This is a genomic window from Kitasatospora sp. NPDC058063 (assembly GCF_042885395.1).
GTDB classification, from domain to species: Bacteria; Actinomycetota; Actinomycetes; order Streptomycetales; family Streptomycetaceae; genus Kitasatospora; species Kitasatospora lactacystinica.
Map to the genome: position 1 here is coordinate 107,535 of NZ_JBHVSD010000026.1, position 17,340 is coordinate 124,874.

Genomic DNA, 17,340 nt, shown 5'->3' on the forward strand with positions numbered 1-17,340 from the left:
CCGCGAGGCGCCACAGCCGGACGGTGTGCGTACAGCTCCGGGGACCGCTGCCGGCCCGGACAACCGCGTGCTTACAGGTACTGCCCCGTGTTGGCGACAGTGTCGATCGAGCGGCCGGACTCGGCGCCCTGCTTGCCGGTGACCAGCGTGCGGATGAAGACGATCCGCTCGCCCTTCTTGCCGGAGATGCGGGCCCAGTCGTCCGGGTTGGTGGTGTTCGGGAGGTCCTCGTTCTCCTTGAACTCGTCCACGCAGGCGGCGAGCAGGTGGGAGACGCGCAGACCGCGCTGACCGTGGTCGAGGAAGTCCTTGATGGCCATCTTCTTCGCGCGGTCGACGATGTTCTGGATCATCGCGCCGGAGTTGAAGTCCTTGAAGTACAGGACCTCCTTGTCACCGTTGGCGTAGGTGACCTCCAGGAAGCGGTTCTCCTCGGTCTCGGAGTACATCCGCTCCACCACCGACTGGATCATCGCGGCCACCGTGGCCCCGACGGAGCTGTCGTGCTCCTTGAGGTCGTCCGGGTGGAACGGCAGCGAGTCCTTGAGGTACTTGGAGAAGATGTCCTTCGCGGCCTCGGCGTCCGGGCGCTCGATCTTGATCTTGACGTCCAGGCGGCCGGGCCGCAGGATCGCCGGGTCGATCATGTCCTCGCGGTTGGAGGCGCCGATGACGATGACGTTCTCCAGGCCCTCCACGCCGTCGATCTCGGCGAGCAGCTGCGGGACGATGGTGTTCTCCACGTCCGAGCTGACGCCGGAACCGCGGGTGCGGAACAGCGACTCCATCTCGTCGAAGAAGACGATGACGGGCGTGCCCTCGCCCGCCTTCTCCCGGGCCCGCTGGAAGACCAGGCGGATCTGCCGCTCGGTCTCGCCCACGTACTTGTTGAGCAGCTCGGGGCCCTTGATGTTGAGGAAGTAGCTCTTCCCCTGGGGGCGGCCGGTGACCTCGGCGACCTTCTTGGCCAGCGAGTTGGCGACCGCCTTGGCGATCAGCGTCTTGCCGCAGCCGGGCGGGCCGTAGAGCAGCACGCCCTTGGGCGGGCGCAGCTCGTACTCCTTGAAGAGGTCGGCGTGCAGGTAGGGCAGCTCGACCGCGTCGCGGATCAGCTCGATCTGGTTGCTCAGACCGCCGATCTGGCGGTAGTCGATGTCCGGGACCTCCTCGAGGACCAGCTCCTCGACCTCGGACTTCGGGACGACCTCGAAGACGTAGCCGGAGCGGGGCTCCAGCAGCAGGGCGTCCCCGGACCGGATGGTCAGCCCACGCAGCGGTTCGGCGAGGCGCACCACCCGCTCCTCGTCGGTGTGCCCCAGCACCAGGGCGCGCTCGCCGTCCTCCAGGAGCTCCTTGAGGGTGACGATCTCGCCGATGTTCTCGAAGGCCATCGCGTCCACGATGTTGAGGGCCTCGTTGAGCATCACTTCCTGGCCGCGCCGCACCTCGTCGAGGGCGACGCTCGGGCTGACGTTCACGCGGAGCTTGCGCCCGCCGGTGAAGATGTCCGCGGTGCCGTCCTCGTTCGCGTCGAGGAAGGTGCCGAAGCCGGCCGGGGGCTGTGCCAGCCGGTCCACTTCCTCCTTGAGGGCCACGATCTGGTCGCGGGCCTCTCGCAGGGTGGAGGCGAGCCGTTCGTTCTGGGCGGTCACGCCCGCCAGGTTGGTCTGGAGCTCGACGATCCGCTCTTCGAGGATCCTCGAATTGCGCGGCGAGTCGGCGAGCTTGCGGCGCAACACGGCGATTTCCTGCTCAAGGTACGAGACCTGAGCGGCCTCGTCGGAACCACGAGCGGGCCTGCCGGTGCTGCGGTTGTAGTCGTCATCGTGGGCTGCCACGGTCCTCACCTCCTCCGGGGAGCTGGACGCTTCCAGACCCTACCTGGGACCAGGGGTCCGTAAACCCCTAGATCAAGAAAGATGGAACGGGCGTGTCCGATCTTCGCCCCAGCGTGCTTCCCCTCTGCTAAGGGGGATACCCACCGCGCACCACCCAAAGCGGGCCAGATGTATCGTCGAGCGAAGTGATATCCGATCGCGACCACAAGTCGAGGTCCGATCGTTGTACGAATGGCGGGATTGCTCCAGGAATAGGGGCGACCCGGGACAGAAACGGCAGGGGACCATGTCGGTGACCGAGCAGACGGCGGCAGCGGCCGAAGAGCTGGAGGTGTGGATCGACCAGGATCTGTGCACCGGCGACGGCATCTGCGTGCAGTACGCGCCCGAGGTCTTCGAGCTCGACATCGACGGGCTGGCCTATGTGAAGGGGCCGGACGACGAGCTGCGCCAGCAGCCCGGGGAGACCGCCCCGGTGTCGCTGACGATCCTTCAGGACGTGGTGGACTCGGCGAAGGAGTGCCCCGGCGACTGCATCCACGTGCGCCGGGTCGCCGACCGGGTCGAGGTGTACGGGCCGGACGCGGAGTAGCCGGCCCGCGGATCAGCGGGTCCGCACGGCGGTCGGTCCGCGCGGCGGTCGGTCCGTCACACGGCGGAGACCGGGGCGGCGGTCTGGGAGCGTTCCCAGCCGCCGCCCTTGCGCGTCCAGGTGAGGTCGACCGAGATGTCGGGCCGGAACCGCGGCACGTCCTCGCTCGAATACCCCTGCGCGTGGCCGGTGATGGCGCCGTCCGAACGCACCGCGATCCGGCTCACGGTGAGGTTCTCGCGCTCGGGCAGCAGCGTGGCCACCACCTCCGGGCGCCCGCCCGGGCCGAAGCCGAGCAGCAGGACGGCGTCCGGCGGGGTGCCGGTCTCGGTGGCGCAGTGCGCGGTGACCACCGTGGCGGGGCGCCCGTCGCCGAGCCGCGCGGACACGCTGAGCGCCGTCTTGACCGGGAACGGGCCGCAGTCCAGCGGGAGTTGGACCTGGGCCGGGTCGGGGCCCGCGCTCACCGCGAGGGACGTGGGCACGGGGTGCGCGGGCACCGGGGTGCCGGTCGCCGGGGAGGCGGCCAGCGCGGCCCCCACCACCGCGCCGCAGCCGGCCAGGGCGACGGCCCAGTGCCAGGGGGCGGTGCGCGCGTGCCCGGGCCCGGAGCGGCTCCGCGGTGTCCGCTGTCCAGCCGTCGCCGTCGTCGTCCCGACCGCGGTCTCCACCAGGCGTCCCCTCCAGAGCTCCAGGAGCTGGTCTGCGTGCGCGAGCATCGTCCCACACCGTGATCGGCGGGATGCGAAAGGGGTGGTACGAGCGGTGTGCTCGTACCACCCCTTTCGTGGTGGGTTCCGGGGCTCAGCCCAGGTCGGGCCGCTCCGTCTCCGTGTCGCGGGCGGCCTTGCGGGCGGCGGCGCGCTCCTGGAGGGTGGGCTCGGGCGCCCCGTTGTCGTAGTCCTCGCCGTACGCGCCCTTGGCCGGACGGCGGCGGCGCAGCGGCGGCTCCACACCGTCCGCCAGGCGGCGGGCGGTGAGCAGGAAGCCGGTGTGGCCGATCATCCGGTGGTCCGGGCGGACCGCCAGGCCCTCCAGGTGCCAGGTGCGGACCATGGTCTCCCAGGCCTGCGGCTCGGTGAAGGTGCCGTGGTCGCGCAGCGCCTCGACGGTCCTGGACATCTGCGTGGTGGTGGCCACGTAGCAGCAGATGAGGCCGCCGGGGACGAGCGCCTCGGAGGCGACGTCCAGGCACTCCCAGGGGGCCAGCATGTCGAGGATGACGCGGTCGACGTCGGTCTCGACCAGGTTGTCCTGGAGGTCGCCGACGGTGAGCTTCCACGCCGGGTGCGGGCCGCCGAAGTAGCGCTCGACGTTCCCCTGGGCGATGTCGGCGAAGTCCTGCCGGCGCTCGTAGGAGGCCAGCATGCCGTGCTCGCCGACGGCGCGCAGCAGGTACATGCTGAGCGCGCCGGACCCGACGCCGGCCTCGATCACGCGGGCACCCGCGAAGATGTCGGCCATGGCCAGGATCTGGCCGGCGTCCTTGGGGTAGATCACGGCGGCGCCGCGCGGCATGGACAGGACGTAGTCGGGGAGCAGGGGACGCAGCGCGAGGTACGGGACGTTCCCCGTGGTGCGCACGACCGTGCCCTCGGGAGCGCCGATCAGCTCGTCATGCGGGAACGCACCCTTGTGGGTGTGGAACTGGTTCCCGGCCTGGAGCGTGAACGTGTAGTGGCGACCCTTGGGATCGGTCAGCTGGACCTGGTCCCCGACCTGGAAGGGCCCGCGTCTGCGGGCGGCACCGGTCGGTTCGGACATGCCGACAATCCTAAGGGAAGCGGAGCCTCCCGCCCTACCACCATGATCGGCGGCCGTCGGTCAGCGGCCGGAGACGGCGGCGGTCAGCCGCTGCTCGATGTCGCTGAGCGAGGCGACGCCGTACACCCGGCCGTCCGCCTCGACCACCAGGTACTCCCCCGCCGGGGTGGCCTGGACGGCCCGCAGCAGGTCCTCGCCGCCGAGGTCGGCGCTCAGCCGCATCCCGGGTTCGAGGTCGCGGGCGAGCGGTCCGACGGCCACCCAGGGGCGGCGGTGCTCGGGCACCGACCGGACGGCGGCCTCGCGCACGAGGGCGATCGGCTCGCCCCGGCCGTCCACCACGATCACCGCGCCGGCCCGGGCCTCGCGGGCGCGGCGCAGCGCCTCGCCCAGCGGGGTGTCGGCGGTGACCTCGACGGCCCGCCGGGCCAGCTCGCGCAGCCGCAGGCCGGGCAGCACCTCCTTGAGTCGGGCGTTGCGCAGACTGCCGGTGGCACCGTTCCAGATGATCGCGGCGAGCACCGCGGCCAGCAGGGCGTCCACCAGGGTGTCGGTGGTGGTGCGCTCGACCCCGCGGGCGGCGCTCAGCAGCGGCAGGCCGATCAGCACCGCGACGGCCAGCCCGCGGCCGACCCAGGCGGCGGCCACCGTGCCCGTCATCGGCTTGCCGCTGATCGCCCAGACGACCGCGCGCAGCATCCGGCCGCCGTCCAGCGGCAGCCCGGGCAGCAGGTTGAAGGCGGCGACCACCAGGTTGGAGATCATCAGGCCGGTGAGCAGCACCCCGGGCACGGTGGAGAGCTCCACCGCCCGCACCCCGAGGTAGAACAGGCCGCCGAGCAGCAGCGAGAGCAGCGGGCCGACGAAGGCCAGCCAGAACTCCCGCCAGGGGCTCTCCGCCTCGTTCTCGATCTCGGAGACCCCGCCGAAGAACTGCAGCTGGATCCGCCGTACCCCGAGCTTGTAGCGCAGCGCGACCAGGGTGTGGGCGAGCTCGTGCACCAGGACGGAGGCGTAGAAGGCGACCGCGAAGAAGAACGCGACCAGGTAGCGGGCGCCGCCGAGGTCGGGCAGAACCTCGCCCAGCTGTCCGCCGAACACCCAGGTGATCAGTGCGGCGATGGCGAACCAGGACGGAGTGACGTAGACGGGCACGCCGAAGGGCCGGCCCATCAGGATGCCGCCGCGGCGCTCGGGCGGCGCCCCGGCCGGGCGCCCGTCGCCCGCCCGCGGTGGCCGGTCGGAGGGCTGCTGCCCCCTGCTGTCGCTCACCGTGATCCCTTCGGTCGTCTCCCCCGTCGTGCCCGGTACGCCCACGCTACGTGATCGCCGCCCTCCGGCGCCGCGCGGCCCTCCCCCCGGCTTCATACCCACTCCCGCGCGTCCGTGGCAGCACCGTGGCAGCGGGATGACAGGAAAGGGCAATAGGGTCGTAGCCATGCAGCACACCGAGACCAGCAGTGCCGCCGTGCGTCCGGCGGCACCCCCGACCGGGCTCTCCCCGTCCCGAGCGGGGGACTTCCTCACCTGTCCCCTGCTGTACCGGCTGCGGGTGATCGACCGGCTGCCGGAGCCGCCGAGCTCGGCGGCGACCCGGGGCACGCTGGTGCACGCGGTGCTGGAGAGGCTGTTCGACAGCCCGGCGGCCGAGCGGACGCCGGAGCGGGCGCTGGGCCTGCTGCGCCCGCAGTGGGAGCGGCTGCTGGGCGAGCGCCCGGAGCTGGGCACGCTGTTCCCGGAGGACCCGGACGGCGAGGCGCTCACCCGCTGGCTGGCGGACGCCGAGAAGCTGGTCGGCCAGTGGTTCCGGCTGGAGGACCCGACCCGGCTGCACCCGGTGGAGCGGGAGCTCTACGTGGAGACGGCCCTGGGTTCGGGGCTTCTGCTGCGCGGCTACATCGACCGGGTGGACGTCGCCCCGACCGGTGAGGTCCGGCTGGTGGACTACAAGACCGGCCGGGCGCCCTCGCGGGACTTCGAGGGCAAGGCGATGTTCCAGATGAAGTTCTACGCCCTGGTGGTGTGGCGCTGGAAGGGCGTGATCCCCAAGCGCCTCCAGCTGGTCTACCTCGGCGGCGGCGGGGACGTGGTCAGCTACGACCCGGACGAGGCCGACCTGCTCGCGGTGGAGCGCAAGCTCCAGGCGCTGTGGGAACGGATCGGCCACGCGGTGGCCACCGGGGACTTCCCGGCCACCCGCAACCGCCTCTGCGACTGGTGCGACCACCAGGCCAGCTGCCCGGAGTTCGGCGGCACCCCGCCGCCGTACCCGCTGCCGCTGGCGCGTACGTCGGATGAAAGCGATCCCACGGGGGATCCGATGAGCAAGGAGTCCTAGGTGACGATCCGAGTGCTGCTGGTCGACGACCAGCCGCTGCTGCGCACCGGTTTCCGGATGATCCTGGAGGCCGAGTCCGATCTCGTGGTGGTCGGCGAGGCCGGCGACGGCCAGCAGGCGCTGGACCAGGTGCGGGCGCTGCAGCCCGACGTGGTGCTGATGGACATCCGGATGCCCAGGATGGACGGCGTCGAGGCGACCCGCCGGATCGCCGGCCCGGGGCGGGACGGCCCGGCCAAGGTGCTGGTGCTGACCACCTTCGACCTGGACGAGTACGTGGTGGAGGCGCTGCGCGCGGGCGCCAGCGGCTTCCTGCTGAAGGACGTCCCGGCCGAGGAGCTGGTGCAGGCGATCCGGGTGGTCGCGGACGGCGCGGCGATGCTGGCGCCGAGCATCACCCGCCGGCTGCTGGACATGTACGCCACCAAGCTGCCCTCGGGCGACGAGGCGCCGCCGCAGGCGCTGAGCGCGCTGACCGAGCGCGAGCTGGAGGTGCTGAAGCTGGTGGCGCGCGGGCTGTCGAACGCGGAGATCGCGGCCGAGCTGTTCGTCAGCGAGACCACCGTGAAGACGCACGTGGGCCATGTGCTGACCAAGCTGCAGCTGCGCGACCGGGTCCAGGCGGCCGTGTACGCCTACGAGAGCGGGCTGGTGCGCCCGGGCGCCCTGTAGGGGCGGCGGCGGCCGTCCGCGGCCGCTGAAACGTCACGGCGGCCCATCCGCTCCCCCGTCGGTACGGGGAAGCGGGCGGGCCGCCGTTCTGCGGGCGCTACTTGTTGGTCCGGCTGATCTCCCAGAAGCGGAAGTAGCCGGTGGTGTCGACGGTGGACTCGACGCCGGTGACGTACGAGCGGGCCGCGAAGAAGGACTTGTTCTGGTACAGCGGGATCAGCGGCACGTTGTCGGCCTCGATCTGCTGGATCTGCGCGTAGGTGGCGGCCGCGGCGCTGCGGTCGGTCTGCTTGAGGCCCTCCGGCACCAGCCTTCCGCTGATCCGCGGGTCGTCCCAACCGTGGTGGTAGGCACCGCCGTTGATCAGCAGCGGGGCGAGGTAGTTGTCCGGGTCCGGGTAGTCGGCGAACCAGCCGATGACGTACGCCTGGTACCTGCCCTCGGTCCAGCCCTTGCGGTACGAGTCCCAGTCCGGCTCCTGGGCGAGCGTCACCTGGAAGAGGCCGCCGGTCTCCAGCTGCTTCTTCAGCGTCTCGGCCTCGTTGCTGCCGGCCCGCGAACGGGACCAGGTGAGGGTGAACTTGACCGGGGTCTGGACCTTGGCGTCGGCGAGGATCTTCTTCGCCTTGTTCACGTCCTGGTCGCCGTAGCGGTCGAAGAAGACCGTGGTGTGGCCGGGCAGGCCGGCCGGGACCATGGAGTAGAGCGCCTGGACGGTGCGGGCGAAGACGTCGCGGGCCAGCGCCTTGCGGTCCATCATCTGGGCGACGGCCTGCCGGACGGCGACGTTGCTCATCAGCGGGTCCTTGGTGTTGAGGACCAGCGAACGGGTGTCGTTGCTGTCGCCCTCGGTCACCTGGAGGTCGGTCTTGCCGCCCTGCTGGTCGGAGCGGACCTGGGCGGCGGTGTTCGGCTCCAGGCTGTTGTCGGTGAGGTCGACCTCGCTCTTGTCCAGCGCGGCCTTCAGGTCCTCGGACTTGTCGAAGTACCGCACGGTGAACTTGTTGTTCCGCAGCTTGGCCTCGCCGCCGTACTTGTCGTTGGCCGACATCACGACCTTGCCCAGCTGCTTGCCGCCGTTCAGGTTCTCGACCGAGTCGATGCGGTACGGGCCGGAGCCGATCAGCTTGTCGTTGGGAACGAGCTTGTCGGCGGGGTAGACCTGGTGGTCCACGATGGCGCCGGCCGGGCTCGCCAGCTTGGCCGGCAGGGTGGCGTCGGGCGCGGAGAGGTGGAAGAGCACCTCGTTGTCGCCCTTGGCCTCGACGGACTTGATCGAGTCGAGCAGTTCGACCGGGCCGTTCGCGTCGTTGATCTTCTTGGTGCGCTCGATCGAGAAGACCACGTCCTGGGCCGTCATCGGGTGCCCGTTGGAGAACTTCAGGCCCGGCTTCAGGGTGCAGTGGTACTCGATGGCGTCGCTACCGGTGAACTCGCAGGCCTGCGCGGCGTCCGGGGAGGGCGAGCTGGCCGCTGCCTGGAACGTGAGCAGCGACTGGAAGGTGTTGCGCAGCAGCAGCCACGAGCCGGAGTCGTAGGCGGCGGCCGGGTCCAGGACACCGGTCAGCTGACTGGTGCCCATGGTGATCGACTTGCCGCCGTCCCCCTTGACCACGTCGGTCACCGATCCGCAACCCGTTACCGACACGGCGACCAGACCGGCGCAACCGAGTACTGCCAGGCGTTCAGCTGAAGTCTTCACGAGGCGCGTCCTTTTGGGTGGCACGAACTGGAGTAGCGTGCCATATCGAACACGCACGACCGATACCCGAGCAGATGACGTTTGGGACACGGCGGTTCAGGGCATCACGGCACGCCAGACGAGTTGTCAGTCAATGACCGTTTTCTCCCCCGACGACTTCGCTCCGGGGGCCCGCCGGGCCGTTTACCGGCCAGTAGGGCGGGGTCGCAATGAGACGACAATCACACCCGCGAAGCGACCAGGGAACGCAACAGGTCGAGGTCGACCTGCTCCAGCGACGACAGCACCAGCCGCCCCGGGGCCGGCTCGATCGCCGCCACCGAGGGCACCGCGATCACCGGGCAGCCGGCCTCCTCGCCCGCCCGCACCCCCGTCGGGGTGTCCTCGATCACCACGCAGCGGGACGGCTCCGCACCCAGCCGCCGGGCCGCCTCCAGGTACGGGTCCGGGAACGGCTTGGTGCGCGGCACCTCGTCCCCACCGATGGTGAAGGCGAAGTGGTGGGCCCCCAGCGAGCGCAGCACGATGTCGATCACGTGCCGGTGCGAGGCGGACACCATGGCGGCCGGAATGCCGTGCGCGGCAAGGGTGTTGAGCAGCCGCTCGGCGCCCGGCATGAGCGGCACCCCGCCGGCCAGCAGATCGACGAAGCGCTGGTTCACCAGCACGCCGAGGTCGTCCGGCGCGATGTCCGCCCCGGTCCGGGCGACCAGGTACTCCATCACCCTGGCCATCGGGCCGCCGACCACGTGGGCGCGGTCCGCCTCGTCCAGCTCGTGGCCCAGCTCGGCGAAGAGCGAGGCCTCGGCCTGCCACCAGAAGTCCTCGGTGTCCACCAGCGTCCCGTCCATGTCCAGCAGCACCGCCTGGAGCCCGCGGTCGTCCCCGTGGTCGAGGATGCGCGTGGCGGTGGGACTGGTCGTCATGGCAGGGGTCCTTCCGGCAGGCCCGGGGCGGCCCCGGGGAAGGCACGGGCCGGCCCGCAGGTGAGCGGACCGGCCCGTTCAGGATCATCAAGGATACGCCCGCTTCGTCCGGAAAGAGCGAACGCGGTGGAAACCGGGCGTTACCGGGCGTTGAAGTACTTCGCCTCCGGGTGGTGGATCACGATCGCGTCCGTGGACTGCTCCGGGTGGAGCTGGAACTCCTCCGAGAGCACCACGCCGATCCGCTCCGGCCTCAGCAGGTCGGCGATCTTGGCCCGGTCCTCCAGCTCGGGGCAGGCCCCGTAGCCGAGCGAGAAGCGGGCGCCGCGGTACTTGAGCGCGAACATGTCCTTGACGTCCTGCGGGTCCTCGCCGGAGAAGCCCAGCTCGTAGCGGACCCGCGCGTGCCAGAACTCGGCCAGCGCCTCGGCCAGCTGAACCGAGAGGCCGTGCAGCTCCAGGTAGTCCCGGTAGGAGTTGCCGGCGAACAGCTCGTTGGCCGCCTCCGAGATCCGGTTGCCCATGGTGACCACCTGGAGGCCCACCACGTCCCGCACCCCGGACTCCTCCGGGCGGAAGAAGTCGGCCAGGCAGAGCCGGCGCCCGCGCCGCTGGCGCGGGAAGGTGAAGCGGGTGCGCTCGGTGCCGTCCTCGTGGAAGACGATCAGGTCGTCGCCCTTGGAGTTGGCCGGGTAGTAGCCGTAGACCACGGCGGCCTCCAGCCAGCCCTCGGTCTGCAGCCGGTCCAGCCAGGCCCGCAGCCGCGGCCGGCCCTCGGTCTCCACCAGCTCCTCGTAGGACGGCCCGTCGCCGGCGCGGGCGGCCTTCAGACCCCACTGCCCCTTGAACAGCGCGTCCTCGTCCAGCCAGGAGGCGTAGTCCGCGAACGGGATGCCCTTGACGATCCGGTCGCCCCAGAACGGCGGGACGGGCACGGTGTTCTCGACCGTGACGTCGGAGCGGATCTGGCCGAGGTTGACCTCGGGCTCCGGCTCCTCCACCTCGACCCGGGCGTGCCGGCGCTGCTTGAGCTCCGGCAGGGTGGCGCCGGGCACGCCGCGCTTGACCGCGATCAGCGCGTCCATCAGCCGCAGGCCCTCGAAGGCGTCCCGGGCGTAGCGGACCTCGCCCTCGTAGATCTCGTGCAGGTCCTGCTCGACGTAGGCGCGGGTCAGGGCGGCGCCGCCGAGGATCACCGGGAAGTCGGCCGCCAGCTTGCGCTGGTTCAGCTCCTCCAGGTTCTCCTTCATGATCACGGTGGACTTGACCAGCAGACCGGACATCCCGATGACGTCCGCCCGGTGCTCCTGCGCGGCGTCCAGGATCGCCGAGACCGGCTGCTTGATGCCCAGGTTGACCACGTTGTAGCCGTTGTTGGACAGGATGATGTCGACCAGGTTCTTGCCGATGTCGTGGACGTCGCCCTTGACGGTGGCCAGCACGATGGTGCCCTTGCCCTCGTCGTCGGACTTCTCCATGTGCGGCTCCAGGTGGGCCACCGCGGTCTTCATCACCTCGGCCGACTGGAGCACGAACGGCAGCTGCATCTGGCCGGAGCCGAACAGCTCGCCGACCACCTTCATGCCCGCCAGCAGGGTGCTGTTGACGATCTCCAGCGCCGGGCGCTCCGTCAGCGCCTCGTCGAGGTCGGCCTCCAGACCGTTCCGCTCGCCGTCGATGATCCGCCGCTGGAGCCGCTCCTCCAGCGGCAGCGCGGCCAGCTCCTCCGCCTTGGAGGCCCTGACCGAGGACGAGGAGACGCCCTCGAACAGCTGCAGCAGCTTCTGGAGCGGGTCGTAGCCCTCGCTGCGGCGGTCGTACACCAGGTCGAGCGCGACCTCGCGCTGGTCCTCGGGGATCCGCGCCATCGGCAGGATCTTGGAGGCGTGCACGATCGCCGAGTCCAGGCCCGCCTCGACGCACTCGTTCAGGAAGACCGAGTTGATCACCATGCGGGCGGCCGGGCTGAGGCCGAAGGAGATGTTGGACAGGCCGAGGGTGGTCTGCACGTCCGGGTGGCGGCGCTTGAGCTCGCGGATCGCCTCGATGGTCTCGATGCCGTCCCGGCGCGACTCCTCCTGCCCGGTGCCCAGGGTGAACGCCAGGCAGTCGACCAGGATCGAGCCCTCGTCGACGCCGTACTCGCCGGTCAGCTGGGCGATCAGCCGCTCGGCGATCTCGACCTTCTTGGCGGCGGTGCGGGCCTGGCCGTCCTCGTCGATGGTCAGCGCGATCAGGCCGGCGCCGTGCTCGCGGGCCAGTGAGGCGATCCGGCCGAAACGGGTGTCCGGGCCGTCGCCGTCCTCGTAGTTCACCGAGTTCAGCACGGCGCGCCCGCCGAGCGCCTCCAGGCCGGCCCGCAGCACCTCCGGCTCGGTGGAGTCCAGCACGATCGGCAGGGTGGAGGCGGTGGCCAGCCGGCCCGCGATCTCCTTCATGTCGGCGACGCCGTCGCGGCCGACGTAGTCGACGCAGAGGTCCAGCAGGTGGGAGCCGTCCCGGATCTGGTCCCGGGCGATCTCCACGCAGGCCTGCCAGTCGCCGGCCAGCATCGACTCGCGGAACTTCTTCGAGCCGTTGGCGTTGGTGCGCTCGCCGATCGCCAGGTACGAGGTGTCCTGCCGGAACGGCACCGCCTGGTAGAGCGAGGCCGCCGAGGGCTCGGGCCGGGGGTCGCGCGGGGCGATCGGACGGCCCTGGACCCGCTCGACCACCTGGCGCAGGTGCTCGGGGGTGGTACCGCAGCAGCCGCCGACCAGCGAGAGGCCGTACTCGCGGGTGAACACGTCGTGGGCGTCGGCCAGTTCGGCCGGGGAGAGCGGGTAGTGGGCGCCGTCCTTGCCGAGCACCGGCAGGCCCGCGTTCGGCATGCAGGACAGGCCGATCCGGGCGTTCTTGGCCAGGTAGCGCAGGTGCTCGCTCATCTCGGCCGGGCCGGTCGCGCAGTTGAGGCCGATGTAGTCCACGCCCAGCGGCTCCAGCGCGGTGAGCGCGGCGCCGATCTCCGAGCCGAGCAGCATGGTGCCGGTGGTCTCCACCGTCACCTGCACCAGCACGGGCAGGTCCAGCCCGGCCTCGGCCAGGGCCCGCTTGGATCCCAGGATCGCGGCCTTGGTCTGCAGCAGGTCCTGGCTGGTCTCGACCAGCAGCGCGTCGGCGCCGCCGGCGATCAGGCCGGCCGCGTTCCGCTGGAAGCCGTCACGCAGCGTCTCGTACGGGGCGTGGCCGAGGGTCGGCAGCTTGGTGCCGGGGCCGATCGAGCCGAGCACCCAGCGGGTGCGGCCGTCGGCGGCGGTGTGGGCGTCGGCCGCCTCGCGGGCGATCCGGGCGCCGGACTCGGACAGCTCGAAGATCCGCTCCGGGATCTCGTACTCGCCGAGCGCGCTGAAGTTGGCGCCGAAGGTGTTGGTCTCCACGCAGTCCACGCCCACCCCGAAGTAGGCCTCGTGGACGGACCGGACGATGTCCGGGCGGGTGACGTTGAGGACCTCGTTGCAGCCTTCGAGGTTCTGGAAGTCCTCCAGCGTCGGATCCTGCGCCTGGAGCATGGTGCCCATGGCACCGTCGGCGACCACCACCCGGGTGGCGAGCGCTTCGCGCAGCGCGTTCGCGCGGCTCTGCTGAGTGATGGACGGGGTGGCTGCTGTGGCCATGGGGCTTCTCCCTGGTGCGACGGCTGTCGGCTTTGCGGACCCGCTTGATCGGGCCCGCACGTCGCCAGGGTATCCGGCCCACGGGTCGGCCCGCCGTTCGTTTCGTATCCTGAGCGCTCGACCGCAAGGGGGGAGCAAGCGCGTGGCCCGATACCGGACCTCCGCGCAGCGTGCCGGTCGGGCCCTGGGGGCCCCGTTCCGCGCGCTGCGCAACCGCTGGCGGGCATGGTCCCGCTGGCGCCGGGCACTGCTGGTCCTGGCGCTGGTGGCGGCGCTGCCCCCGGCCGCGCTGGGCTCGGCGTTCGTGATGTTCCGGCTGCACTACACCGGCGAACCCGCCGCCGACGCCCGCACCCGGGGCCGGGACGCGCTCTGGCTCGGCCACGCCTGGGTGGACGGCCGCAAGACCGAGGCCGACGTGACCGCACTGGTCCGGCAACTGGCCGGCACCGGCATCCGGGACCTCTACGTGCACACCGGCCCGCTGGAGCACGACGGCTCGCTGCCGCCCGCCGTCCACCCCCGGGGCCGCTGGTTCACCGACACCGTGCACCGGGCGCTGCCCGGCGTGCGGCTGCAGGGCTGGCTGGGTGACGAGGTCAAGCCGGAGAAGGACGCCCTGGACCTGGAGGACGGCCCCACCAGGGACCGGGTCACCGCCTCCGCCGGCCAGGTGCTGGACCTCGGCTTCGACGGCGTGCACTTCGACATGGAGCCGATCCGCCCCGGTTCGCCGGGCTGGCTGGCCCTGCTCGACCGGGTCCGGCCGGTCACCGCGGCGCGCGGCGCCAAGCTGTCGGTGGCGGCCCCGCAGATCGACCCGGTCCCGGGCCTGCACACGGCCGGCATCCTGCTCACCGACCACGGCAAGTGGTGGGACGGGGCGTACTTCACCGAGACCGCCCGCCGGGTCGACCAGATCGCGGTGATGACCTACGACACCTCGATGCCCACCGAGCCGCTGTACGGCGGCTACGTCGCCCGGCAGACCGAGCTCGCCCTGCGGGCCACCCCGGCCGACGTGGACCTGCTGATGGGCCTGCCCTTCTACTGGGACGACAAGTGGGGCCACTGGGGCGACGCCGAGACCGTCCGGGCCGCCGTCCGGGGCGTGCGACTGGGCCTGGGCCGGGAGGACCGGCAGCGGGCCAACTTCGGCGTCGCGCTGTACGTGGACTTCGCCTCGCTGCCCGAGCACTGGGCGGCGTACCGCAGCGGCTGGGTGGACGTCGGGTAGCGCGTCCGCACGGCCGTCCGGCAGGGCCGTGCGTCCCGGCCGCGCCCGGACGGCCGTCACGTTCCGTCGCGAATCGAACACCCTTCACCCCCACCGGACACCTGACGGCCCGTCAGCCGCGGGGTCGCCGATATCCGGTGGATCGCGGCGGCCCGCTCCCCCAGACTGTCCCGGTGCCCGGCCGCGGTGCGCATCAAAGCCCGTAGGCTGGGCAGGTAGGGACCGTGGGGCGAGACGTTCCACGGGAGACGAGAGGTTCGACAGTCGGCAGCCGGCCCGTCGGCGCCCAGGCAGGCCAGCCGGGGCGGCGCAGGTCCGACCGCCGACCGGAGGGAGACGCTGGGTGATCGAGCTGGAAGATGTTCCCGAGTTGATCGACCCGGTCATGGTCTGCGCCTTCGAAGGCTGGAACGACGCGGGCGACGCCGCCTCCGCCGCTCTGGCGCATCTGGACGAGACCTGGGGCGGCAAGGTGTTCGCCGCCCTGGACGCGGAGGACTACTACGACTTCCAGGTCAACCGGCCCACGGTCTGGCTGGACGGCGGCATCCGCCGGATCACCTGGCCGACCACCCGGCTCTCGGTGATCCGGGTGACGGAACCGACCACCCGGGACGTCGTGCTGATCCGCGGCATCGAGCCGAGCATGCGCTGGCGCTCGTTCTGCAACGAGCTGCTGGGCTTCGCGCACGAGCTGGGCGTCGAGCTGGTGGTGATCCTGGGCGCGCTGCTCGGCGACACCCCGCACAGCCGCCCGGTGCCGGTCAGCGGGGTCACCTCCGACCCGGAGCTGGCCCGCCGGCTGGACCTGGAGGAGAGCCGCTACGAGGGCCCCACGGGCATCGTCGGGGTGCTCCAGGAGGCCTGCACCCACGCCGGGGTGCCAGCCGTGACGCTCTGGGCGGCGGTGCCGCACTACGTCTCGCAGCCGCCGAACCCCAAGGCCACGCTGGCCCTGATCAACAAGCTGGAGGACCTGCTGGACCTGCGCATCCCGCCGGGCGAGCTCGCCGAGGACGCCCGGGCCTGGCAGCTCGGCGTGGACCAGCTGGCCGCCGAGGACAGCGAGGTGGCCGAGTACGTCCAGCAGCTGGAGGAGGCCCAGGACACCGCGGAGCTGCCGGAGGCCTCCGGCGACGCCATCGCCCGCGAGTTCGAGCGCTACCTGCGCCGCCGGGAGAACGTCGGGCCGACCGGCGAGAAGCCGGTGTCCGGGCACGCCACGGCGGAGCGGCCGGCCGATCCGGAGGCGCCGGGCGGCGCCCGGGAGAGCCAGGACGGCGCCGAGGAGGAGTAGCAGCACCGCACGCCGAAGGGGCGTCGGGACACCTGGTCCTGACGCCCCTTCGGCGTGTGTGCTGCGGGGTGCGGGTTACAGCGCGACGCCGAGCAGGGCGTCCACGGTGCGGGTCACCAGGCCGGGCGCGCCGATGTCGGTACCGCCCTCGGCCTCCTGCCGGGCCGCCCAGCGGTCGACCGCGGCCAGCGCGGCGGGCGCGTCCAGGTCGTTCGCGAGCGCCTCGCGCACCTCGGCGAGCAGCTGCCCGGCCGCCGGACCGTCCGGGCGGGAGACCGCGGCGCGCCAGCGGGCGAGGCGCTCGACGGCCTCGTCCAGGGTGCCCTTGGTCCACTCCCAGTCCGCGCGGTAGTGGTGCGAGAGCAGCGCCAGGCGGATCGCGGCCGGGTCGACGCCCTCGCGGCGCAGCACCGAGACGAAGACCAGGTTGCCGCGGGACTTGGACATCTTGTGGCCGTCCAGGGCGACCATGCCGGCGTGCACGTACGCCTTGGCGTACGGGTGGGCGCCGGTGGCGGCCTGGGCGTGCGCGGCGCCCATCTCGTGGTGCGGGAAGGAGAGGTCGCTGCCGCCGCCCTGGATGTCGAAGGACATGCCGAGGTACTGGAGGGCGATGGCGACGCACTCGATGTGCCAGCCGGGGCGGCCGTGGCCGAGCTCGGTGTCCCAGGCGGGCTCGCCCGGGCGGGCGGCCAGCCAGAGCAGGGCGTCGAGCGGGTTGCGCTTGCCGGGGCGGTCCGGGTCGCCGCCGCGCTCGGCGAAGACCGGGCGCATGGCCTCGCGGGTGAGGCCGGAGACCTCGCCGAAGCGCGGGTCGGCGTCGACCGAGAAGTAGATGTCGCCGTCCACCCGGTAGGCGGCGCCGGAGGCCAGCAGCTTCTGGACGATCGGGACGATCCACGGGATCGACTCGACGGCGCCGATGTAGTGGGCCGGCGGGAGCATGCGCAGCGCGGTCATGTCCTCGCGGAACAGGGCCGTCTCGCGCTCGGCCAGGTCGGTCCAGTCCTGGCCGGTCTCGACCGCGCGGGCGAGCAGCGGGTCGTCGACGTCGGTGACGTTCTGGATGTACAGGACGTCGTGGCCGGCGTCCTTCCAGACGCGCTGCACCAGGTCGAACGCGTTGTAGGTGGCGGCGTGGCCCATGTGGGTCGCGTCGTAGGGGGTGATGCCGCAGACGTAGATCCGGGCGGTGCCGTCCTGCGGCACCACCTCGCGGACGGTGCCCGCAGCGGTGTCGTGGATACGGAGGGGGAGCCCCTGACCAGGCAGGTCGGGAACCTCGGAGGCGGGCCAGGCATGCATGGAAACAACTTTAACC

Annotated in this window: 13 protein-coding genes; 5 read left to right on the forward strand and 8 right to left on the reverse strand. The window is 71.7% G+C overall.

Going from position 1 to position 17,340, the window contains the following annotated elements; genetic code table 11:
- Positions 1–71 precede the first annotated feature (71 nt).
- Complete coding sequence (arc, locus tag ACFVUY_RS34600) at positions 72–1,838, reverse strand: proteasome ATPase (protein WP_359901182.1); 1,767 nt, start codon at positions 1,836–1,838, stop codon at positions 72–74.
- Positions 1,839–2,124: 286 nt separating this feature from the next.
- Between arc and ACFVUY_RS34605 the strand changes: the two genes are divergently transcribed.
- Entirely contained in the window at positions 2,125–2,430 is a 306-nt protein-coding gene (locus tag ACFVUY_RS34605; RefSeq protein WP_359901185.1) for a ferredoxin, read from the forward strand.
- A 56-nt stretch (positions 2,431–2,486) separates the two neighbouring features.
- Here ACFVUY_RS34605 and ACFVUY_RS34610 read toward each other — a convergent pair whose 3' ends face one another.
- The 3 genes from ACFVUY_RS34610 to ACFVUY_RS34620 form a co-directional block, all read right to left on the reverse strand.
- The gene (locus ACFVUY_RS34610; RefSeq protein ID WP_387736259.1) at positions 2,487–3,149 is read right to left on the reverse strand and encodes a hypothetical protein; all 663 of its coding nucleotides are present in this window, start codon (positions 3,147–3,149) and stop codon (positions 2,487–2,489) included.
- 85 nt (positions 3,150–3,234) lie between these two features.
- Complete coding sequence (locus ACFVUY_RS34615; RefSeq protein ID WP_387736261.1) at positions 3,235–4,194, reverse strand: tRNA (adenine-N1)-methyltransferase; 960 nt, start codon at positions 4,192–4,194, stop codon at positions 3,235–3,237.
- Positions 4,195–4,254: 60 nt separating this feature from the next.
- Positions 4,255–5,472, reverse strand: coding sequence for a site-2 protease family protein (locus tag ACFVUY_RS34620; RefSeq protein ID WP_387736293.1), 1,218 nt, complete (start codon positions 5,470–5,472; stop codon positions 4,255–4,257).
- A 160-nt stretch (positions 5,473–5,632) separates the two neighbouring features.
- Between ACFVUY_RS34620 and ACFVUY_RS34625 the strand changes: the two genes are divergently transcribed.
- Positions 5,633–6,532, forward strand: a complete 900-nt coding sequence (locus tag ACFVUY_RS34625) for a RecB family exonuclease (RefSeq protein ID WP_387736263.1) — start codon at positions 5,633–5,635, stop codon at positions 6,530–6,532.
- On the forward strand, positions 6,533–7,204 hold the full coding sequence (locus tag ACFVUY_RS34630; protein WP_188299078.1) for a response regulator transcription factor: 672 nt from the start codon (positions 6,533–6,535) through the stop codon (positions 7,202–7,204).
- 97 nt (positions 7,205–7,301) lie between these two features.
- On the opposite strand, the gene ACFVUY_RS34635 is transcribed toward ACFVUY_RS34630, so the two are convergent.
- From ACFVUY_RS34635 to metH, 3 genes are all read right to left on the reverse strand, one after another.
- The gene (locus tag ACFVUY_RS34635) at positions 7,302–8,828 is read right to left on the reverse strand and encodes an ABC transporter substrate-binding protein (RefSeq protein WP_387736265.1); all 1,527 of its coding nucleotides are present in this window, start codon (positions 8,826–8,828) and stop codon (positions 7,302–7,304) included.
- 299 nt (positions 8,829–9,127) lie between these two features.
- Entirely contained in the window at positions 9,128–9,832 is a 705-nt protein-coding gene (locus tag ACFVUY_RS34640) for an HAD family phosphatase (RefSeq protein ID WP_359901201.1), read from the reverse strand.
- Between the two features lie 140 nt (positions 9,833–9,972).
- A complete protein-coding gene (metH, locus tag ACFVUY_RS34645; RefSeq protein WP_387692990.1) occupies positions 9,973–13,485 on the reverse strand; it encodes a methionine synthase in 3,513 nt (1,170 codons plus the stop codon).
- A gap of 142 nt (positions 13,486–13,627) precedes the next feature.
- Here metH and ACFVUY_RS34650 point away from each other — a divergent pair, with 142 nt between their 5' ends.
- Both ACFVUY_RS34650 and ACFVUY_RS34655 read left to right on the forward strand, forming a co-directional pair.
- On the forward strand, positions 13,628–14,722 hold the full coding sequence (locus ACFVUY_RS34650; RefSeq protein ID WP_387736267.1) for a hypothetical protein: 1,095 nt from the start codon (positions 13,628–13,630) through the stop codon (positions 14,720–14,722).
- 343 nt (positions 14,723–15,065) lie between these two features.
- Entirely contained in the window at positions 15,066–16,019 is a 954-nt protein-coding gene (locus ACFVUY_RS34655; protein WP_359901210.1) for a PAC2 family protein, read from the forward strand.
- 75 nt (positions 16,020–16,094) lie between these two features.
- On the opposite strand, the gene mshC is transcribed toward ACFVUY_RS34655, so the two are convergent.
- Positions 16,095–17,324: a cysteine--1-D-myo-inosityl 2-amino-2-deoxy-alpha-D-glucopyranoside ligase gene (mshC, locus tag ACFVUY_RS34660; RefSeq protein WP_387692985.1), complete on the reverse strand. Its 1,230-nt coding sequence runs from the start codon at positions 17,322–17,324 to the stop codon at positions 16,095–16,097.
- Positions 17,325–17,340 lie beyond the last annotated feature (16 nt).